Raw genomic sequence first — 21,673 nt, 5'->3', positions numbered from 1 at the left:
GGGGGTCCATTTCATGATAAAAGGTTTTGGCATATGCCTTACTTGAGCCTTATCAGGGCCTTAGGCGATATCTATACGTGGCCTTCTTATCAAGAAGACTCTCACACTTTACTTTTTCTCCCATATACAAAGTATAACGTAATAGCGGACATAATCATCAATATGACGGAGTAGACCAACGTTAACGCTTTGGTGTCGGCCAGAGCCTGTGCATCCGTACTGTTCTTGATCACGATACCGAGAGGCTGGTAGAGAGGATGATAGAGAAATACGGTAAGATCGTAATCCGCCAAAATACCGTTGAAATTCAGCGCAAGGATGGCCAGCGTTGACGGGAGTATAATGGGCAGCAGTACTTTGGTGAATGTATAGAAAGACTTCGCGCCCAAATTTTTCGCCGCATCTTCAAGGTTGCTGTCCAGACTGAAGAAGGACGCTTTGACCATCCGGAGAGTGAACGGTATGTGCACGATGACATAGGCAAGAAACAGCATCCAGGCTGACCCCACCAATATGTAATTCCCGATAATCAGTCTTGGCGTGTTAAAGGTTACGATGAGCCCGATTGCGATCAAAGTCGACGGCAGCATCCACGGGATCAGCAGCGCGTACTCCAGAGCCGTTGTCCACTTGTTCTTGTATTTATGCAAAATGCGCGATGCCGCCAAGGCCAGAGCCACAACGGTTACCGATGCCGCAGCGGCATACACAATGCTGACAAGGTAAGGTTTGAACGCGGACATGTTGGAGAACACATTTATATAATTGCTCAAGGAGAAGCTGTGAAAACTCAACGTGGCCGTTGATATGCTGTGTGCATCCGTAAAGGAAAAGACGATGATGAGCACGACCGGAATGATATAAAGGAGAAACAGGAAGTACGCCAGAATATGCGCGGCAATATTTCCGAGCTTATTGTTGATCTTCTGCTTAACCAGCTCCGACTTGACTTTGGAAACGGACATGAAGTTGCCTTTTCGTTCAAATCGGATCATAAAGGTCAGCAGAATTAAAGTAGCCAAGCCCAGAATGAGGGCCAGCAGCGCGGCTAAATCTTTGGAGGACGAGCTGTTCGAGAACGTTAAGATCATCGGTGTGATCGTTTGAAACTCCACTCCGCCCAAGATCAGAGGAGCGGACGTTGCTGCGAGTCCCGTCAGGAAGATCAAGATGGTCAGCGCAAACATCGTGGGCTTCAAGACCGGGAGAACGACTCTCCACAGGATATAAAAGGTCGATGCCCCCATATTTTTTGCCGCTTCTACGGTTTGAAAATCAATTTTGCGAACGGCATTGCTTAGAAACAGGACGTGGTTGGAAGTGCAGGCGAACGTCATGACGAACAGAACGGCCCAGTAGCCGTGAAACCATGTCGTATCAAAGGAAGGAAACAGATTGACCAACAGCTTGGTCATGAAACCCGTTTCGCCGTATACGAATTTGTACCCCGATACCAATACGACGCCGCTGTAGATCAGAGTTGTAAAATAGCCAAGCCTTAAAATCTTCGCACCTTTAATATCGAAATACTCCGAGATCAGAACCAGAGTAACGCCGACGATGTTTACCGTAAAAACAAGGGATACGGCCAGAATAAAACTGTTATATAAGCTCCTCATCGCACGTTCGGATGACAACAGCTTCTCCGCCGCTTCGAACGAAAATTTGCCGCCCTTAAAAAAGATTTCATAATAGGTGTTCAGGTTAGGATAAATCAGAAAGGCTATCACAAACCAGGCTATCACAGCGTAAAAAACGAATGCGGTCGGATTGATGGCTGCCAGCCTTTTCTTAAATTTCTCTGTGTTCAACACACTTCCTCCTTCCCTTAGTACTGCAGAATATCGCCGATACGGATATACATATCAATATCGTCGCCGACTTTATTGGGAGCAAACCCGCTTTCTTTCTCGATGGTCTTGATGAATCCCCCTCCGGCCGCCTCTATTACATATTTGCTGTACAGCCCATAAAACTCCTGATCTACGATTTTGCCTTTCATTTGTACGGCTTCCGCAGCGGGCAGGGGCAGCAGGCTCACTTTTTCGTTGCGGATATAGGCAATTTTGTTAGGGTCGATGAAATCCTTCAATCGGCTGTTTCGAATAATCAGCGGGTCGATCCTGTTGATATCGCCTATAAAGTTACAGACGAACTCCGTTTTGGACTGATTGTATACTTCTTGGGGGCTGCCGACTTGCTCGACGATCCCGTTATTGAAGACAGCGATGCGATCCGACAAGGTCAGCGCTTCTTCTTGATCGTGCGTGACATAGATCGTGGTGATCCCGAACTTCTTCTGAAGATTTTTTAACTCATTTCGCAATTGCACCCTCAGCTTGGCGTCCAAATTGGACAAAGGCTCGTCCAGCGCCAGAATACTCGGCTTTAGAACCAGCGCTCTGGCAATCGCTACGCGCTGCTGCTGGCCGCCGGACAATTCCGACACTTTCTTAAAAAGCTGGTCTTCCTTCAGATCCACCTTCTGCGCAATGTCCCTCACTTCCCGGTCTATATCGGCCTTGGAAGCCTTCTTGACACGCATGCCGAAAGCGAGATTATCATAAACATTCATAGTCGGAAACAGGGCATAGCTCTGGAACACCATGCTGATTCCTCTTTTTTCGATAGGCACATGGGTAATATCTCTGCCGTCGAGCATAATGTGTCCGCTCGTGGGTTTAATAAATCCGACGAGGCTGCGCAGAATCGTAGTTTTTCCACACCCCGACGGACCGAGAAAGGTGAAGAACTCGCCTTCTTTTATTTGCAGATTGAGGTTTTTGATGGCGTGGAAATGACCGAATTTAATTTGAATTTCATTAAATGTTATCATAGTTACCCCTATCCTTATTTTCTTAAAGAATAACTGCATATTGGCCCCCCAATATGCAGTCTGTCGTTCATCCCGCTCTGTTTATTTCATGATCTGCAATTCGATTTTCTCTACCCACTTTCCGATGTTGCCGGCAATAAAGCCCCAGTCCATAGGCTGTGCTTTTAAATTGGCATATAAGGCCTTCACGGACTCGTTAGCCTTTGCGGCAGCCTGGGTATTCGCGGGCATGGAATTGAATTTAGAGGCAAATTCCCCTTGGACTTCGGCAGTTCCTATCCACTCGACGAACCGTTCTGCCGTTGCTTTCTTCTTCGTACCGTTAATGATAGCCGCATGTTCCACAATCATAGGCACGCCGATTTGCGGACTTACGATGCCTGCTTTCACTTTATACTGTTCTTCCTTCTTGCTTAGTGTGCCGGAAACCACCGCCCCAAGCGGCGTCTTGCCGCTTGCCAGATTGGCATAGAAGTCTTCCCCTTCTACCGCGCGCACTCCGTTGTCAAACAATTGCTTAACTTCATTCCAGCCTTCTTTGGAAATGCCGAGTTCACCGTTCGGATCCTGGTAGCGGGTCAGAATGCCCGCCACTACGAGCTGCGGCGTAATTTGGCCCAGCAGGGTTGGAGCTTCATATTTGCCTTTAAACGCATCAATTTTATAGAGCTCCGTCCAATCCTTCGGTGCAGTTTCGGCCGTGAATTTATCCGGATTGTAGCTGAGCAGAATAGCCTGCTTCACTAGTCCGTGATAAAAACCGTCCGGATCGTTTAAGCCCGGCTCCACATCTCCGGCCCATTTCGGAACATACTTGGACAGAACATTTTCTTTCTTCAAATTTTCATAAAGCATGTTGTTCAAGCCGAACACAACGTCCGCGATCGGATTGTTCTTCTCGGCAATCAACCGGTTGGTTAAATTGGCACCGCCTGCGCCGACAAGCTCAATCTCAAAGCCGGCGCTTTTCGCTTTGTCAACCAGCCATTCGCCGCGGCCGTCCGAATTCGCGTTTGTATAAACAATGAGCTTATCGTTCTTAACCGGTGCGGACGAGGCATTGGCCGATGGGGCAGTCCCCTCCGCATTCCCGTTGTTATTGCTTCCACCGCAAGCAGTTACCGCCAGACACAGGATCGTTAACAAAGATGCACTTATCATTTTCTTGAACATTCTGATTCACACTCCCTATTCATGTAGTTGGAATTTTTATAAAACGATAGTATTTCATAGGCCCCGTCTGTATGGCTAGATGTGCAGGATCATTCCGTCATAGGCCACCACGACCCCGGTTGGTTTGAATATATCTTCAAATTCATCGTGAAGCAGTTTGGAATTATGGCTGAAGTGCGTGACGATGATGCGTCCTTCTTCTTTTAAAATCTGCTCGCTCCGAAACTCACGCTGGGCCTCCAATACCGTCTCGATACACATATGATTGCGATCGCGGGATTTCCCGGTGTATCCGTGCGTGCAGTCGAGTATGGCTCCGTCCAGGTTTCTTCCCTTTAACCACGCCCACGTAGCTTCCGGGAACCAGCCCGAATCGTGCCCGTACAGCAGGCTTTTGCCCTCCTTCTCAATCACGTACAACAAGCAGGTTTCCATCTTGTCATGGTCCGCCAGCAGGGGAGTAACCCTCGCATCGCCTACCGTTATCGTCTCAAACGGCCGAAGGAGATGAAAGGCAAACCGCTCCCCTTCAAATCGGCCGATGGCAGCACGCGTATGATGCATCACGGCATCGTTCCCGTAAATATGCAACGGATACGGAAGGTTGTGAGCGATTCCCGCTCTGCGGCATTCCAAATCATAAGCGTTATAATGATCCGAGTGCGTATGGGTGACGAGCAGGTGCTCGATGGCGCCCAAATCAATGTTGTCGCGAAGCGCCTGCATATAAGAATCGGGGCCATAGTCGAATTTGATCACATCGTCAATGATGGCCGAGCTTCGTGTACGGATGTTTCTTCCTCCGAGCTCCCGTGCTTTGAGGCAATATTCACAGCGGCAAAATGCATTCGGAAAGCCCTCTGCGGCCGCTGTTCCCAGAAAATGAATTTTCATATAAACTCCTTCTGTCAATCCTAAAGAACGGATTTCCTCTCTACGATCGTCGTTTGAATTTTGATGGTAATCTGTTTCTCAAGAGAATGTTTGACCCTCTTCATAAGAAGATTAAATGCCGATTGGGCAAGCTGCTCGGTATCCTGTCTGACCGTTGTAAGAGGAATCGGAGTCAAAGCCGATAATTGGATATCGGAGAACCCGACAATAGAAAGCTTTTCAGGGACGGGAATCTCCATACGCAAAGCTGTATACAAGGTTGAGATGGCAACATGATCATCCCCGCACATAACGGCTGTCATCTGCGGATTCTCATGAATAAACCGTTCCTGTTCCGGGTCTCCCTCGTTGATATTGCTCGGATTGCAAGGGACGCTTCTAAAATGAATAGATTGGTTTTTGACCGGAATCGCATGATCAAGCAGCGCCTGGATATAACCTTGATACCGCTCTTCCCGGCTCGTGATATTATCCAGCGAGTTCGACGTGTATCCGATTTCCCTGTGTCCCTTCCCGATCAGATACTTGGTCATCTGGTAAGAGCCCAGATAATGATCGTGATACACGCAATCAATCTGAACCTCGTGAAAAATGCGGTCGATAATAACAATCGGAAATTGCATCAATTTTAATCTCAGCACTTGGTCACTGCACGTCTTGCGCCCTTGGGGAAATAGAATGATGCCGCTTATTCCCCCATCCACAAGCCTCTGCAGGCAGCGGTCCTCATCCTCTTTATTCCGGCTGATTTTCAGAATAAGATCGCAATCGTGCTTTCGTGCTTCGTTCTCGGCTGCGGCAATGATTCTTGAAGTGTAGTCAGATAGATGGGGCACGATGAGAGCCATCTGATTACTCTGTTTCTTTTCTTCTGGAAGCGCTTTCTTTTCTGCTGGCAGCAGTCCGCTTTCAGGCACGCCGTCCTGTTTTCCGGAGAGAAAGGTCCCTCTTCTCGGCAAACGGTACACCAGCCCCTTCTCGGCCAGCTGTTCCAGCGCCAGCTTGCTCGTCATCCGGCTTACGCCGAACAGCTTCGCGAGCTCTCCTTCCGAAGGGACGGGATCATGCGGTTGAAGCCTGCGGCTCTGGATAATCTCCAGGACCTTATCGGCAATTTGCAGATACAGCAGATTCGGTTTCTTGGTCGCCTGTACATGTTTCATGTAAGGTGTTCCCTGGCCAATGACTTCTCTCTGTCGGCATATTTATCCATAGATGTCGGACTTTCCCCTTCCTGAGTTATTGGGCGTCGTTTTACTTGTCTCCCTTGCTCCCTGACGCTTAATTACAGGTGATCTAAATTGAGCTTACTTAATGTCACTGACATATTCAATGACATACGTATTAAAAATATGTAAATACAGCTTTTTTCAACATAATTTCTTGATAGATCGATGATTTCTATATCAGTGGAACCCTTATTTTCATAATCTGATATTTGTAAAATCGGCTTTTAGGCATACAAAAGGGCCGCCCTTACCCGTCATCTCAAATGACCGGAGGACAGCCCTTTCTCGGTACAGCCAGCCTTGCTTTCCCGGTTAGCTATAGCCAAATCCTGAATTGTGTGCCGAACCTTTTTGCAGTTACCTCTGCTTTATTCGGGCTCATCAAAATGGCTGATCAACGCCAACGCCTCTTCATGATGGGGCTCAAGTTCCAACAGTTTTCTCGTATAACTCACTGCATCTTCCACTAATTCTAATTCGAAACAACAAATGGCCAGACAATAAAAAACGGTGGATACGACCTCATCCTGCTCTTGTTGTACCGAAATTTCCAAATACCGTTTGGAATGCTCATACATGTCCATCTCAAACAGGATCAATCCGGCATCAAGCGCGAGATCATAACGCTGCTCCATGACGTAATACGATGACCACATCAGCTCTATGCCTCTCAGCAAATCCAGCTTTTCTTCATCGTCCGCATCCGGTAACAGACTGGAGATCTGCTTCGCGCTCTGAATGAAAAATTCCGCATCATATCCGCCCAGACGCCAGAAGCTTAAGATTTGCTCCAGCCTTATGCTTTCCAGATTCCGGTCTACCCAACCCTTCATACTAAAAAACTCATCCGGACCAAAGCGTTCGATGCACCGGCGGTAAGCCAATCTCATATTTGCATAGTCCGTCGGTTTGTCCAAATGGAGGATACAACCGATATTTATATTTTTATAATGGTGGGGAGGAAATAACGCCTCGGCTCCTCTTTGTTCAAAAACATGTATGAACGCATGGTAGTTGGCCGTTAAAGAAAAACTGCCATGCAAGACCAACTCCGGCGGTTCCGCGAATTTCCAGTTATCCAGCAGATGATCTCCTTTGTCTGCCGTTATCAATAGAAAGCCTGCCTGAGATAATGAGTTCAAACGTTGTAAACAAGTTAATCCCGCGGCCGGAAATAAAATATGGGAATCCTCCAGCTGTTCCTGATAAAGGGAGATGACATCGCGGTAAGGATAAGTTTCTTGTTCGTACTCGGGGGCCCGCCGATGCTCATAGTGTAAAGTGATTTGATTTAACCATTCCGACGGTTTAAGGGAATCCTTATGTTCGGGATACTCGACATCGACATCGGCCTCATAAATCTGCCCCTCGCTCACATAAATCAACTCTTGCGGGATGCCGTCAAAAAAGTAGTTGGCCACAATGATTAACGGCTGTTTTAAATCTCCTTTGTCAATGGTGTCACCCGACACAACGAGGTTCAGCACCGTACCATGGACAGCGTCAAACTGCGCAAAATCGAGCAATCCCTCGGTTATGAAAGATTGCAGGGCGGGATGCTCCTTCCAAGCCAGAACATTGCTCATCGCCAAATCCGTCATGACATAGCGGAACGGGGGCAGCGGTATTCCCGCGTAGTCTCTCATCTGACACAACTCATACAGCACATGGTAAGCGAAACGTCCGGCTCCGGCTCCAAGCTCTACAATTGTAACCGGCTCCGAACCATACCCCTTATTCGCCCGGTCTTGAAGAAATCCAAAGATCATTTCCGCATAGGCGGCTCCGATCATCGGATTACTCGTTATGTATTGAGGAACCTGGTCATTGTTCCAGGCCTTCGTTCCCGCTTCTTCATAATATTTCCGCTGGATATTCCATATAGGCGCTTCACTGAAGCGGTACCGCTCTTTCTTATTATCTGTCATTTCATCGTTCCTGCTCTCTGGAAGTCATTGAATTGCCTCTACGTATAACTTACATCAATAAGTCCTTTTTTTATACACCTTGTATCAAAACCCTGGCTATTGCCCGTTCGCGTATGCTCACGGCATCTTCTCCGCCGCTGTTATTCAGGGTAGCACTCATTGTGTTGTCTGTACGTTATTTTTTTTGCCTTCCGGTATTTATGTTACTATTAACTGAACTTATAAAAAAGAGTTGAAATCCGCATTGCTCTTACGCGCCTAAACTTCACCGGTGAAACGGGGGTTATCATTTTGAGTAAAAAGCCATTCATTACAAGGTGGGATGACGAGCAGCTCGCTGAAGCGAACCGGTCCTTGGCCGCCGTTACAGGCAAACAAAACCTGCACAAAAAAGAACGGCCCTTCCCTTCCTCCCCCTTCGGTCAGACAGCTGCCGGATTGGAGGACTTTCGGGGAGTCGAACTCACAGAGACGATTCAGTACCTGACGGTACAGGGCGTCGATCTGTCTTATGCCCGCTTCGTGGAGGCCGCAAGTCTGAACACCTCGACATTTACAAATTGCTGTTTTAACATGGTAAAACTGGATAGCCGGTATGTGACACGTGAATTCAGCGGCTGCTCGTTTCGGGGAGCCAAGCTGAACAATGCCAGGATCAGCGAACGGTTTGAGGACTGTGATTTTACGGGAAGTAATTTAAGCAAAGCTATAGCAAACGACGTGTCGTTTATACGATGCCGTTTTTCCGATGTTAATTTTCGCGGCGCCATGTTTATGCATTGCCGGTTTGAGGAATGCAGCTTCGAAGGGGCTGTTTTTCATAACGGCTCGTTAGCCGGAAGCCGTTTTACGGGAGAGACCGGCCTGCTTCCGGTTTGGGGGAATACGATTCTCGATGGTGTGAGGATCAATGGGGAGAAGCTGACATAACCGCCGGAAACGGGGGCAAATGAGACGAACGCAAGCTCCAACCTCCTGCTTCGGGTACCGGCTCCAGCCTGCCGCGGTCTGAATAGTTCATCCCGGATTCTTTTTGGCGAACACGTACACAGACACAAAAAATCCCGGTTGTCCGGGATTTTCCGCTAGGTGTTCAAGAGAGGCTTGAACATGTATAGGGGGCCGCTTTAATCGCGGGCTGCCTTCTTGTATTGCAAGGGACGGATAAGCTCCCGCACTTTGCCGGTTTGCCTGCGGAACTCCGCAACCGGAGTCCTTGCAGGCAAAGGGCGATGCCGCCGTATCTTTTTAGTGCTTCACAATCTTGGGAGCCAGTCCCTTCTTCGCTCTTGAGCGGTTAAACAGATACGTGTACAACTTGATATATTGCCCGACGAGGATGGCGTTAAGTATCGTCCCCTCGCGAATGAACATGATTTTATGCAGGAAAATCAAACCGATACACGCCGCAAGCAGGAGCAGGGAGCAGTCAAAAACGGTTTTAATGTTGCCCCACTTCTTACCGGTTCTTTTGAAAACCGTGTTAACAAACATGTCGATAGGCATAAGGACCAGGTTCGCCTGAATCATCATGAAGAGACCGAGAGCCAAAGCTGCGTCTCCGAAAACGAGAAGCATTAGCTTTGTATAATACACGTCCAATTTAATAAAGCTGGTGAGCTGCAAATTAAAATCCAGGAAAAAAGCCAGGGCCAAGGCCGGAATCAGGGAAGCAAAGTTCTTTAACTTAAAATCCTTCGGTAAAACCAGATAAGTCAACAGCAGCATGAAGAGTTCCAGAATAAAATTATAAGTACCCTGGCTCAGGTTAGGCTGGATGACCGTCATTACCCGGGTAAGACTGCTTTGGGGCGAGATCCCGATACCGGCTCTTATTGCAAGGCTGACGCCTAAAGTCAGGATATAAATGCCGATTAAGTACAAGATCCAGCGCCTGGTCAAACTGTTGCCTTGCAGCTCTGCGGGTGCCGTATTGGTTGGTTGCATATACCTTCCCTCTTCCTACATGTTTTTTGGTGATCCCGGCTTGCCTGGTCGAACTATTATCTCAGTAACGGAAGCGCTTACACAATATAAAAATCACAGCGGTTTACTCTTGAGCTCATCCCGTCCCCCGGAGAATGCCTCGTCGGCATCCTCGCGTTAGGACATCGGTTCGCCTCTCGATCAAAAACCTCGCTGAACTTCGAATCCTTTCTCTGCTACTCCATGAAGCGGAAGCGGTGCAGGGAAATAAACAGGCTCAGGAGCTTGTTCACGACCGGCTCGCCTTCATTACGGTTGCCGAATTCCTCCAAGGCAGCATCGATCGCATCTGCGCTGGACGTTAGTTCGTTCACGGTCATATCGGCCATCACCCCGTAAATTTCGAGAGGCATGACGGCTTTACTGATTTTGTTCTCCGTTACGATGCAAGCTCCCGAGTACTGATCCACCTCTTTGGCACAGCAGCACATTTCTTCGCTGTCCTGTCCGACAACGACAAAGTATGGCTTCGGAGCCGGCCAGAAAGTGGCGACCGCGCCGCGCTCTATGGACACGCCTTTGAACAGACCGTTGACTACGTGCCGTTTTCCATTGGCATAGCGCTGAATGACCGACAGGCGGCTGTACTTCTCTCCTTCATACTCCGGAATAACTTTGCCGTCTTTCAGCGGAACCCATACTTCATGATAGAATTTGGCATGGCCGCGGCCGTAGACGTCAAATAAATACACTTTTGCCTGCGTCCCGTCTTCCGATATTTCCAGGGGCACGATATCGAGCTGCTCCGGTGACAGGTCATCCAGTCCAGGCTTCCCTTTCGTGCGCATCGAAGAGTAGTCGATATCCGCGTTTTTAAGCATTTTTTTATCCTTCGCGATCAGTTCGCCGTCTTTAAACACATAGAGAGGATTTATTTTAGACAGGCTGTCGGTCAAGACGATATCCGCAAAGCGTCCGGGCGTCAAGGATCCGATCTGATCCTCCATATGGAACGATTTTGCCGTATTGTAGGAAGCCATTTTGATGGCCTTGATAGGAGGAATGCCCATTTCGGTACAGAGGGAGATAATCCAGTCCATATGTCCCATCTTTAACAGCCGTTCGATGGAAATATTGTCCGTGCACAGCATAAAGTTATCCGTCGGGAACTTGCGGTCCACAATCGACCTAAGCAGGGTTTTGATCACTTCGCTGCTGCCTACGCCGAACTTGATTTGAGTGGCCAGGCCGTAGCGGATGCTTTTCTCAATATCGTCCCCCGTCCAGACGTCGTGATTATTCGAAACGCCGATCGCAGGCAAATAGTTCAAGATCATGTCGGAAAGAGCGGTCACTCCCCAATGCCCGTTCATAAAACCGCCTTTTTCCCTGATCCATGCGGCTTTGCGGAAATCGTCCTCGTCGCCCGAGCTGTAGGTGAAGTGCTCAAACTCACCCAGACCGATTACCGGCTCCATGTCCAGGACTGCTTTTGTGACTTCGGCGGCCGTTTTTTTACCCGGTGCAAACGCATACAACCGATAAGGCAGCTTGTCGTAATCTTTGAACAAATCCCGAGCCGCTTGAATGCCGTTATCGCCCGCCGCGCTAAGAAGATCCAGGCATTCCGCATAGATCGTTGTAGTTCCGCACGGAACCATCGCCTCCGCCAGCGCCGTCGGATTTGCTAGCTGAGATTCAAAATGAAGGTGCGCATCAATCAGACCGGGAATGGCGTACAGCCCTTGTCCGTCGAAAATTTCTTTTACTCGAATCAGAGACTCGTCCGGGTTAAGTGCGACGATGCGTTTATCATAGACCAAGATAGAACCCTGGTAGACCGTTTCGCCATGCACATCCAGAATGTTCAGGTTTTTCAGAAGGAGATCGGCTTCTTCTTTGCCGTTTAAAACATCAAAAATGGCATGAACTTTAGCAAGATGATTGACTTCCGTTTGTTTCATAGGTTCGTTCTCCTTTGTAAAAAGAAATGTATAAGCAGAGCTGGGCTCAAGACTTATCCGGACTCAATAACCGTTTCACAACAAGTTAGTTAATCGATTAACTAATTGGGTTTAAAAAAACGATCTTGCAGACTTGCAAAAAAGTTAAGTTAATCGTTTAACTAAATGGGTAGAAGAACGCTCCACTCTAAAATACGAAACCGGCTTTTTCCGCTTACGCGGCTGCCCGATTCGGCTCCTGCCGTTTCCATAAATCAGGTAGAGTTTCGTTCGATAATCAAAGGCTCCAAAACCGTTACCGGTTCAATTTCCTGTTTCCGGATCTGGCCTAAAATCATTTCCGCGCTTCTGACGCCCAGTTCCCGGTTCTGCAAATCCACACAACTAAGCTCCGGCGTAGAGATTTCAGACATCAGGGAATTCCCGAGACTTAATACCGCCATATCCTGCACAATCCGGATATCGGATTTGTTTAAAGCCTTGGTCAAATAAATCGCGCTCAATTCATTCAGTACAAAAACGCCGTCAATCTTATTCTCAAGGAGCGTGGAGACGCAATTGTCAGGCAAATCCCTGCCCTCTTCAATGACCATGATCACCGGTTCGCATGCCCCGTCTCCGGCTTGTCTAAACCCCTCGATAAAGTAATCAAGCAGCGGGTTCGGCAAATGCTTATGAACGATAGCCAGCTTACTTTTTCCTTTTGAGAAAAGATGCTCCGCACCTAGTTTCCCTGCCTTTACCAGATCCGGGTATACCAGCGGAAAACCTTTATAAGGAATGCATCTGTTCGCATACACAACGGGAATTTCCCATTCGAGAACACTCTGAATGCTTTCTTGAAAAGACTTATCCGAAAATAATCCGATAAAGATGATTCCCGCTATCATATTCTCACGCATGAGCTGAAGAATGTCCTCTTCATTCATATTCTGATTGTCTACTTCATAGACAAAAAGATTGTAATGATGACTGCTTAACGTTTGACTGATCCCGGAGGTTATCTCGGAGTAGTACAGATTGTTAATCTTGGGCAAAATGACGGCAACATTAGAAGTTTCATTACGTTTGAGCGCTTTGGCCACTACATTGGGTATATATCCAAGCTCTTTGATGGCCTGCTGAATCCGGGCTTCCGTCGTTTTTTTAACCACGATATTGGAATTTAAATATCTCGAAACCGTACAGGCGCTCACATTCGCATGCTTGGCAATATCCTTTAGAGTTGCCATACAACCTCCCCCCTTAGCAGTTGGTAACGCTTTCGTTAATCGTTTAACTTATTTGAAAACATAGTACCACGGAGAAATGAATTTGACAACAACATTCTGTCTGCTTGTCCCGGACGCCTGCATGACTTGTAAAATTACGGGCAGCCTCAAACGGTTTTCTTTGCCGCCGGCAACGAATTCAACGCAATTTTATTTGATCTATACTGCAGCAAAAAATAAGCTTCCCCTAAATTAATTACGGGGAAGCTTATCTCTCGATCCGTTACATTTTAAGGTATTTCAGCAAAGATACGATCATGGTCACCGATTCGGCCCTCGTAGCCGTGGCTGCCGGTTCGAATTTATTGTCACCCATTCCCTGAACGAGTCCCGCTTTAGCCGCCGCCGCGACATAAGGAGCTCCCCACGCAGGAATCTTGTCCGAATCCGAGAAGGCAGGTTGAGCACTCGGATCAACGGCGATTTTAGAAGCGCGAACGATTAGAGTAACCAACTCCAGCCGGGAAAGTGATTGATTCGGCCGGAGTGTATGGTCCGAAAACCCGTCAATTAACCCTGCACTCACAGCCTGAGAAACGTATGCCTGCGCCCACTCCGGAACTGTGTCCGCATCCGCAAAAGCGACTTCCGTCCCTGTGTTTTTCAATTGAAGCGCCCTGGCAAGCATCGAGATAATCTCAACGCGGTTAATTTGCTTATCCGGCTTGAACGAACCATCGTCGTATCCCGCGATAAATCCTTTTTCAAGCGCTTGGACAATGACGGAATAAGCCCAATGATCTTTAATATCCGTTAATTGCACTTGCGGCTTCGGTACCGGTTTTCCCCCGCCTGCATTAGTGTTCCCGTTACTGCCGTTATTGCCGTTATTGCCACTGTTACCGTTATTGCCATTGCTGCCATTACCGCTGCTGCCATTGTTGCCGACATTGCCGCCGCTGCCGTTGTTTCCGCTGCTGTTGTTGTCGTTACCACTGTTACCGCTGCCGCTGTTGCCGCCGTTACCGGTATTTCCATAAGCAGCGATAACTTCATCCGAGCTGTACTTGCCGCTCAAAGCCTTAATAGCAAATCGATATGTCTTGGACGGGTCAAGATTAGTCAAAGCATACGTCGCAGAGCTTACCGTCGGAACAACACTTGCGTTCCAGTTTGCTCCCAATTGGTCATTTTTTTCATAGATCCGGTAAGCCGTCGGCGCCGGCCCGCCTTGCGGAGCATTCCACGTGAGCGTGGACTGCCCGTTTTGAATGGTACTCATCCGGGCGTCTCTAACCGGGTTAGGTTTGGCACCCGTTTTTTGAACACTGAATTGATCGTACAGATCCGTCGTTCCCGTCTCCGTCGTCGTATACACTTGGAACGACATCGAATTATCCGTGACCGTTATACCCGTGAACATTTCTTTGCCGGGCTGCCCATACTTAGCGGCAAAAGGGAACGGTCCCGCTTTTGGCGTATAACGCTTATCTCCCGCCGCATTGCTCACCAGATACAAGGTCCCTTTCGGGTTGATTATCTGGTTATTCTCGTTGGTCGATGTCTTCTCCGGCACGTTATCAAACATCGGATACGTTCTCGTATAGGTGTGATCATGTCCGCTAAGCACGACATCGATACCCAATTCATCGAACAGAGCCGTCAGCTTTTTACGGAAGAACAGGACATCGCTGTCGTTCGTGTGACTCGCCACGGAGTACGGCGATTTATGGAACATTACGACTTTCCACTTCTTGTCCGTTTTGGCCGCTTCCGCACGTAACCATTCTTCTTGTTTCTTGTAGACGGTATCGATGCCTTTGGCTTCGTTATACTCGGTGTTAATCACCATAAAGTGAGCGGGACCGTAATCGAATGAGTAAACCGATCCGTCCGGCTTCGCTTCCGTGTTTGAAGTGTTGGGCAAATTGAAATGATACGTGAAATTATTGTTTGCCTTACTCTCATGATTACCGAGTGCCGGTACGACCGGCAGCTTGGAGAAGATATCCTTCGGCTGGTTCAGCAGCCACATCCATTGGTTTTCGATATCCCCGTTGTCGACGAGGTCGCCTGTGATGGTTACGAACTTGGAAGTCGGGAACTTGTTAAGGGCTTCCTCTAAAGTGTGCTTCCATGTGACGTATTCACTTTCCGTCGTCCCTTGAGGATCCGTTGTATACAGGAATGTAAACGAATCTCCGGACCCCTCCGTGGCAAAGCTGCGAATGTCGCTCCAATGTCCGTCTTGTCCGTCACCGATCCGGTAGCTGTAAGCCGTTCCCGGCTTGAGACCGGACGCCGTTACCTTATGGCTGGCATAAGTCGTGAGCTTGCCTGAACCCTTGTCCGTACTGGACTGGTAGACGCTGACCGGCAGTGCCGTTCCCTCGAACGTTTGTGCCGTACCGGACGGGAACGCGCCGTTGACGACTTTACCGGATTCCGCAATCTCCAGCTTAGTGCCCGTTATGCTGGGATCCGTATACCAGGCGAATCCTTGCGATGTCTTCGGATCACCGTTAAACGTCAAGGCGACGGCGGACGGAACGACGGGACCTTTAATTGCCCCTCCGCCTGAAGGCGTCTCCTCCGGATTCGCGACGAGTTTCATGTCCCAGTAGAGATCCGAGCTGCTGTCACTGCGCTGATGGACTTCCGCCGCCAGCACGTTGACACCGTTATGTAACACTCCATCTAGCACGGCCGTTAAATCCACCGTTTCTGTCGCGGGCTCGTTGATCGTGGCGGAGCTGAGCGTTTGAAAATTCGGTTCGCCATCCGGCATATTAAAACGGTAAACTTCCTTGCCGTTGACATAGAGGACGGCCCCGTCATCGATGCCGAACGTGCCTGCGATTTTCTTATAATCGTCGAGATTCTTCACGTCTATCGTGGTGCGGAAGTAGGAAGTCCGATACTTCATACTGGCGTTATTCCCGTAGCTGATCGGCTGCTTAACGCTGCCGAATGTGTCTGTCGCCTTTCCTGCGGGATAACCGAAAGGTCCGGTTTGAATGTTCCAGGCGGAGTCGGCGAATTGCTCTCCCCTCCACGCAGATGCCTGATCGGTTCCGTTATCGAGATATTTCCATGCCGCGTTCTGAGGCAGCAAAACGATGTTTTTCCCTTCAGCAGGCCCTGTTCCCGGACCGTTGCCCGTGCCACCGCTGCCGCTCTGCTTGAGCGTTGCGGTCAGCTCCATGTCGAAATACAAATCGGAGCTGGAATCGCTCGAATTGTGAATTTCGGCGGTAATCACGTTGTCGCCGTTTTTCAATGCCGCCTTGAGGTTTACGCTTAAATCCTCCTTGTATACGACCGGATCGGATTTATTCGAAGTCGCATACGTCGTGTACGTCGCTTCCGTTACGGACATCCCCGCCCGGTATACTTCGATTCCGTTCGCGTAAAGAACAACACCGTCGTCTACTCCCAGCGCCGCTTTATACGATTCGTAAGCGTTGATGTCGCTGATCGGCACGGTTTTACTGAAATAAGTCGTAATGTGCTTTTTCTTCTCGTTACCGCCAAAGCTGAGCACGGTTGCGGCTTTGCCGAAATCGGTTTGAGGCCCAACGTCTCCCGTGGCTACCCCGCCCGTCACTTTATAGCCGAAAGGAGCCGAACTTACCTTCCATTTTGAGAAGTCAAAAGGACCTTTCATCGCATATCCATAGTCGAGCCCCTCATCGCTGTAGCTCCAGGAGGAGCCTTTATCGATCAATTTCACGGAAGCCGCATCCGATACCGACGGTTCTCCGGCAGCGCTTACGACAATACCGCTTAAAAATGTTTGAAACACGACCATAATCGTTAGAAAGATGGCTAAGCTTTTTTTAAACCCTTTGATTGACATAAGCAAGTAATCGCCCCATCCACAGTGTAATAGGACTATTGTAGGAATAGATTGTTATGGTAAATCCGGCAATATGTCATTGGATTGTTAAATAAAACTCTCTCCTGGAAAAACGGCTTGGAGTGTAAAATGACCAGTATTCAAAGCCTCAACGGTTGATACGCACAAAAGGCCGTCCCTTTCGGGACAGCCTTATCTCTTCACTGCTTGAAAAATTTTATACCCGGACATGAAACCGGTTTTTGAATTCGAAAATCTCATCAACGGCTTGACGATACCCGCCTGAATTTCGAAAAGATTCGCCGATATGCGCAACGGCTTTTTGAAAAGACGGGAGGCTTAGCACTCTGTCGGCAGCTTCACGCAGTTGAGATGCAGTCAAACCTTGCATCTGTAAGGAGAGACCTGCTCCGATCTTGACGACTTGCCCCGCAACCATCGGCTGGTCGGCGCTTTGCGGGATAACAACGAGCGGAACCCCGTAATAAAGACCTTCATGGGCACTGTTCATGCCCCCGTGTGTGATAAACAACTTCGTGTGGGGCAGAAGCTCCGTTTGCGGAACATAATTTTTGACGATGAAGTTACCGGGTATCTCCCCCAATTCGGAAATCAGGGTGTTGTTTCCTATAGACATGACAATCGTATGCTCCGTGTTCCCGAACGCCTCGAAACAAAGCTTGTAGAAATCAACAGCCTCGTTAAAAACGGTGCCCAATGAAATGTAAATCGGGTTTTTCCCCTTGATTGCAGCCAGGTCGAAATTTTGTTGAACCGCCCGTGAAGAGATAGACGGACCGACAAATTTGTACGTTTGATCGAATACCTCTTCATCCGTTTGAAACTCCCTTGTCGTATACACGATGGTAAACGGAGCAGGGTTATAAAACACCTCGTAAGGGGATCGGATCTCCACCCCATATTTTTCGCTCACCGCTGCCGCCAGGCTTTGAAACCGTCCAACGATTTCTGCGGGGGTTACCGAAGACGGTTCCAGGATCTTATCGAACGTTTCTTTTGTATGCGCAAAAGAAGTGCAGGAACTGATCGCGGGAAGCTTAAGAATCCCGGCAAGGAGCCGCCCGCATCCGAACATGGAATCATGGATCATGTAATCATAATGCTCTCCCCGGGTTTGCTCCAGAACGACCGGGATAACTACATCCGCCGTCAGCAGAAGACCGTTGGCTCTTTCGAGCAGATAATCTCTTCCACCGGAAATAAAGGCTTCTATAAATTTTTGGTCGTCAAATGTCCGTACCGAAGCTCCCGTCTTCTCGATGCGTTCCCGATAAGCTCCATTACAGAAGTACACTACCTCTTCCCCACGCGAAATAAGCTCCTGCACAACGCCGATCGTCGGATTGATATGTCCCTCTGATCCCGCGTTAATAAATAATACACGCGCCATTTCTATCACTCCTTAGGTTACGGTTCTCTAAATCGTGTAAGAGCAACGCCATCTATACATATAATGGTAACATATCTATCATATTACAATTTCCGGAAATCTCAAAACTTTAAGTAAAAAAGCTGCCCCCTCCGGGACAGCCTCGCCTTGTCGCTATCGTGCAAAAACGGTGTCTCTCAATTTCACAATCCGCTCATCTCTATCTCCATAACTCTAATTCTCGGGCTGCCGGTTCCCCTGCACAGCCTCTTAAACATAAAAAACCCCGATCTATTCCATAAGAATACAATCGGGGTGCTCTTCCGAGACTGTAAAATTAGTTGGATGACCTGTTAATCCGCCATGATTTCAAGCATCGTCTTAATACTTGAGTTGAGTTTCAACGTATTCAGGATAAGCTGCAGCGCATCGGCACGACCGGCCGTGCCGCCGGGGTTTAACTTCCCGTCGCCGCTGCCTTCGATAATACCCGCCTGAGCGGCCAAGTCAATCGGATCGGCGTTTGAATCGCCCGTATGACCCGCACCCTGAAGATTAACGATCCTGGACATAATCACGACCATCTCTTCGCGGGTTATGAATCGGTCCGGTTTGAACGTTCCGTCACCAAATCCGCCGATGATTCCCGCTTGCACAAACCTCTCAATCGGCTCTTGTGCCCAGTGTCCTTTTACGTCCTTCAAACCGGTCGGATTCGTGCCTCCGACGTCAAAGATACGGGAAAGAATCGCGACAAATTCCCCGCGGGACATCTCGCGGTTCGGTTTAATGGTGTTGTCCTCGTAGCCATAAATAATATTAAGCTTCAAGAAAATATCGATGGTCTGCTCGGCCCAATGATTCTTCGTATCGGCAGGAGTAAACGCCGGTTTCGGGTTTTTAAGAGCCTCGTTGATTTTGGCCTGTATGTCCTGAACGACATTTTTGCCCGATTTGAAGACATCCTTCTTGAAAATGTCGTCCTCCGGCGCAGGCGTCGGCTTCGGCGGAACCGGTGTCGGTTCCGGCTTCGGCTTCACTTCCGGTGAAGGAGTCGGCGGAACAGGCTCCGGCTTCTGCTCGGCCGGTGGCGGAGACGGCTCATCGTCCTGGTCATGGCCGCCACCCCCACCGCCGCCTGGGTTTGTCGTTCCCTTTACCGTCTGAATAAACGGCGCGGACGTACCTTCGGCGAACTGATTGTCTCCGCTGTATACAGCCGTAAGCGAATGGTCTCCCACGCTTAGAGCGCTTGTCGTGTACGCTGCTATCGCATATCCGTTTGATATTCCTTTGGGCTCCAGCGTCAGAGTATCCAGCAATACCGAACCGTCCATAAGCTTAACCGTTCCGGTTAAAGTGCCGGACGTCTGCGGATGCGAAGTAGTTTTCACCATAAACGTGACCGACTGTCCCTGCTGAGAAGGATTCAGCATATTCGTTATAGTCGTCAACGTCGGAGTTTTGGTGTTTGGCGTCGTTGGCGGTGTCGGGGTAGGCGTCGGCGAAGCTCCTAATGTTTCAAAAAACTTCTCGGCGCCATAGCTCGTCCCGTTTTTGTTGATCGCATAGGCGCGCATGTAATAGGTCTTATTGGGCGTCAAGTTGGTTAAAGGGACGCTGAACTCGCCCGTCGTGCCCGGAGCCGTCACTTTCGTACCCCTACTGACGGTAAGGCTCGGGTCCGTACTGTAAAGCACGCCGCGCTCTGTAACGGCAGCACCGCCGTCCATGGTCACGTTACCGCCAATGGTAGCGGTTGTCGCCGTGACTAGCGAAGCTTCCGGTGTCGTCACCGTCGGAGCTAAGCTTACCGTCGTAAAAGAGACTTCATTGCCGTAGCCGGTCAAACCTTCATCGTTCGTTGCAAAAGAGCGCACATAATACGTCGTTCCTCTGGCTAGCTCCTGCGCCAGCATATACGTTACGAATTCTTTATGCGGTTCTCCGTAACCCGCACGAATCTTCATACCGGATTCAAGCGTCGGATTCGGGTTGGTATCTATAACAAAACCACGGCTGTTATGGCTATCCTTAATCGACGTTACATTGCTGCCGATATACTTGATTTTGCTCGCCAAAACAACGTTCATGTAATCTACGGTAACAACCTCTGTCGTGAGCTCCGGCTCCTTCGGTGTGGTGTCGAAGGCCAGTTCATCCCCGTAGGCATAATCATGGGTTGTCTTTGCGTAGGCTCGCACCGTATAGCGGATGCCCTGCTGTAAATCGGCGAGCGGTACACTGAATTCGCCGGTTGTACCCGCCACCGGATACTTCGTTGTTTTCATCGTCGGATATTGAGTCTTCACTTCGATACCGCGCTCAACAAAGGGCCATATGCCGGTGCTCAGCACATTACCGTATACGGTCGCCGTGACGCTGGTCACCGAAGCGGTGTAGACCGATGTGGTCACCGTCGGCTCGGTGCGCTTCGTGTAGAAAGAAAATTCATCGCTGTAACCCGTTCCTACGCTGTTTGCTGCGTACGCACGGAAATAGTAGTAGTTCTCCCCCGGAAGCAGCCCGGACAAAGCGGCCATGAACACTTCGTTCGTCCCGGCCGTGCCGCTTGAGATAACCTTCGTGCCGTTCTCCGGCGCAAAATTGCGCACCGTGCTGTACACGATTCCGTGTTCGGTCACGGCTGCCCCGCCGTCGTTCGTCACCTTACCGCCGACATCCGCGGTAGTCGTAGTAATCTGGCCCACCGGAGCCAGCTTGACGGTTGGCGGCGACATTCGGGTCAATGTCCGCGTTAGAGTTTGGGAACCGCCATTGATCGTAACGGTTCCCGTTTGTCCCTGATACCCGTCTTTGGATATCGAAAAACCGTAAGTCCCATTAGACAAAGCCGTCACAGTGAGGCCCGAACTGTCTGTTGTATATTCTTTTCCGTCAACGGATACCTTTACCCCTTGTAAGGGAGCTTTTTCGACAACGACGCTCGTTCCGTTGCTGCCGCTGCTGACGATTTCGCTGACAGTCAATGAAAAATCGTATACATCCCCTGTCCCTGCGTCCTTGGCACCGTAGGCGAATTGGGCTGGCAGTAACAGCAGGATCGATAACACCAACGCTAAAACCGGTCTTAACCTTCCTTCTTTCAAGTAACATCCTCCTTATATTATTGGGTTCAGATTTATATATGACACCTTCGGGTGTATATATCTAGCGAGTGGGTTTGTCCACCATTCTTTCTTTTTTGCTATTTTTCGACAAATAAATTCGACATCTAATTATGTACTCCTTTTTAAAATGTT

At 49.1% G+C, this 21,673-nt stretch carries 13 protein-coding genes; 1 reads left to right on the top strand and 12 read right to left on the bottom strand.

All coding sequences use genetic code 11. From position 1 onward, the window contains the following. Positions 1–101: 101 nt before the first annotated feature. From C4S74_RS11335 to C4S74_RS11310, 6 genes are all read right to left on the bottom strand, one after another. On the bottom strand, positions 102–1,814 hold the full coding sequence (locus C4S74_RS11335) for an ABC transporter permease (RefSeq protein WP_374755400.1): 1,713 nt from the start codon (positions 1,812–1,814) through the stop codon (positions 102–104). 14 nt (positions 1,815–1,828) lie between these two features. After that, positions 1,829–2,836: an ABC transporter ATP-binding protein gene (locus tag C4S74_RS11330; protein ID WP_103995438.1), complete on the bottom strand. Its 1,008-nt coding sequence runs from the start codon at positions 2,834–2,836 to the stop codon at positions 1,829–1,831. An 81-nt stretch (positions 2,837–2,917) separates the two neighbouring features. Then, on the bottom strand, positions 2,918–4,009 hold the full coding sequence (locus C4S74_RS11325; RefSeq protein ID WP_103995437.1) for an extracellular solute-binding protein: 1,092 nt from the start codon (positions 4,007–4,009) through the stop codon (positions 2,918–2,920). A 75-nt stretch (positions 4,010–4,084) separates the two neighbouring features. Beyond that, positions 4,085–4,903: an MBL fold metallo-hydrolase gene (locus C4S74_RS11320; protein WP_103995436.1), complete on the bottom strand. Its 819-nt coding sequence runs from the start codon at positions 4,901–4,903 to the stop codon at positions 4,085–4,087. Between the two features lie 20 nt (positions 4,904–4,923). Beyond that, a complete protein-coding gene (locus C4S74_RS11315; RefSeq protein WP_103995435.1) occupies positions 4,924–6,066 on the bottom strand; it encodes a GntR family transcriptional regulator in 1,143 nt (380 codons plus the stop codon). A 434-nt stretch (positions 6,067–6,500) separates the two neighbouring features. Beyond that, positions 6,501–8,060 (bottom strand): SAM-dependent methyltransferase, encoded by a 1,560-nt coding sequence (locus tag C4S74_RS11310; RefSeq protein ID WP_103995434.1) that lies wholly within the window; start codon positions 8,058–8,060, stop codon positions 6,501–6,503. Between the two features lie 291 nt (positions 8,061–8,351). On the opposite strand from C4S74_RS11310, the gene C4S74_RS11305 reads away from it, so the two are divergent. After that, positions 8,352–8,990: a pentapeptide repeat-containing protein gene (locus tag C4S74_RS11305; RefSeq protein ID WP_103995433.1), complete on the top strand. Its 639-nt coding sequence runs from the start codon at positions 8,352–8,354 to the stop codon at positions 8,988–8,990. Positions 8,991–9,308: 318 nt separating this feature from the next. Here C4S74_RS11305 and C4S74_RS11300 read toward each other — a convergent pair whose 3' ends face one another. The 6 genes from C4S74_RS11300 to C4S74_RS11260 all read right to left on the bottom strand — a co-directional run bounded on the left by C4S74_RS11300 (position 9,309) and on the right by C4S74_RS11260 (position 21,520). Then, entirely contained in the window at positions 9,309–10,007 is a 699-nt protein-coding gene (locus C4S74_RS11300; RefSeq protein ID WP_103995432.1) for a YitT family protein, read from the bottom strand. Positions 10,008–10,222: 215 nt separating this feature from the next. Then, positions 10,223–11,950, bottom strand: coding sequence for an amidohydrolase family protein (locus tag C4S74_RS11295; protein WP_103995431.1), 1,728 nt, complete (start codon positions 11,948–11,950; stop codon positions 10,223–10,225). A gap of 254 nt (positions 11,951–12,204) precedes the next feature. Further along, positions 12,205–13,182 carry a LacI family DNA-binding transcriptional regulator gene (locus C4S74_RS11290; protein WP_103995430.1) on the bottom strand — a complete coding sequence of 326 codons (978 nt, stop codon included), beginning with the start codon at positions 13,180–13,182 and terminating at the stop codon, positions 12,205–12,207. A 262-nt stretch (positions 13,183–13,444) separates the two neighbouring features. Continuing rightward, a complete protein-coding gene (locus C4S74_RS26510) occupies positions 13,445–17,020 on the bottom strand; it encodes an S-layer homology domain-containing protein (RefSeq protein ID WP_219819053.1) in 3,576 nt (1,191 codons plus the stop codon). Positions 17,021–17,237: 217 nt separating this feature from the next. Continuing rightward, positions 17,238–18,431: a macrolide family glycosyltransferase gene (locus C4S74_RS11265; RefSeq protein WP_103995429.1), complete on the bottom strand. Its 1,194-nt coding sequence runs from the start codon at positions 18,429–18,431 to the stop codon at positions 17,238–17,240. Between the two features lie 332 nt (positions 18,432–18,763). Then, positions 18,764–21,520, bottom strand: a complete 2,757-nt coding sequence (locus tag C4S74_RS11260) for an S-layer homology domain-containing protein (protein ID WP_103995428.1) — start codon at positions 21,518–21,520, stop codon at positions 18,764–18,766. Positions 21,521–21,673: the final 153 nt, after the last annotated feature.

This window comes from Paenibacillus sp. UNC499MF (genome assembly GCF_900107975.1).
Taxonomy (GTDB): Bacteria; Bacillota; Bacilli; order Paenibacillales; family NBRC-103111; genus Paenibacillus_F.
The sequence above is the reverse complement of the archived record's forward strand: the minus strand, read 5'-3'. Positions and strand labels throughout refer to the sequence as shown.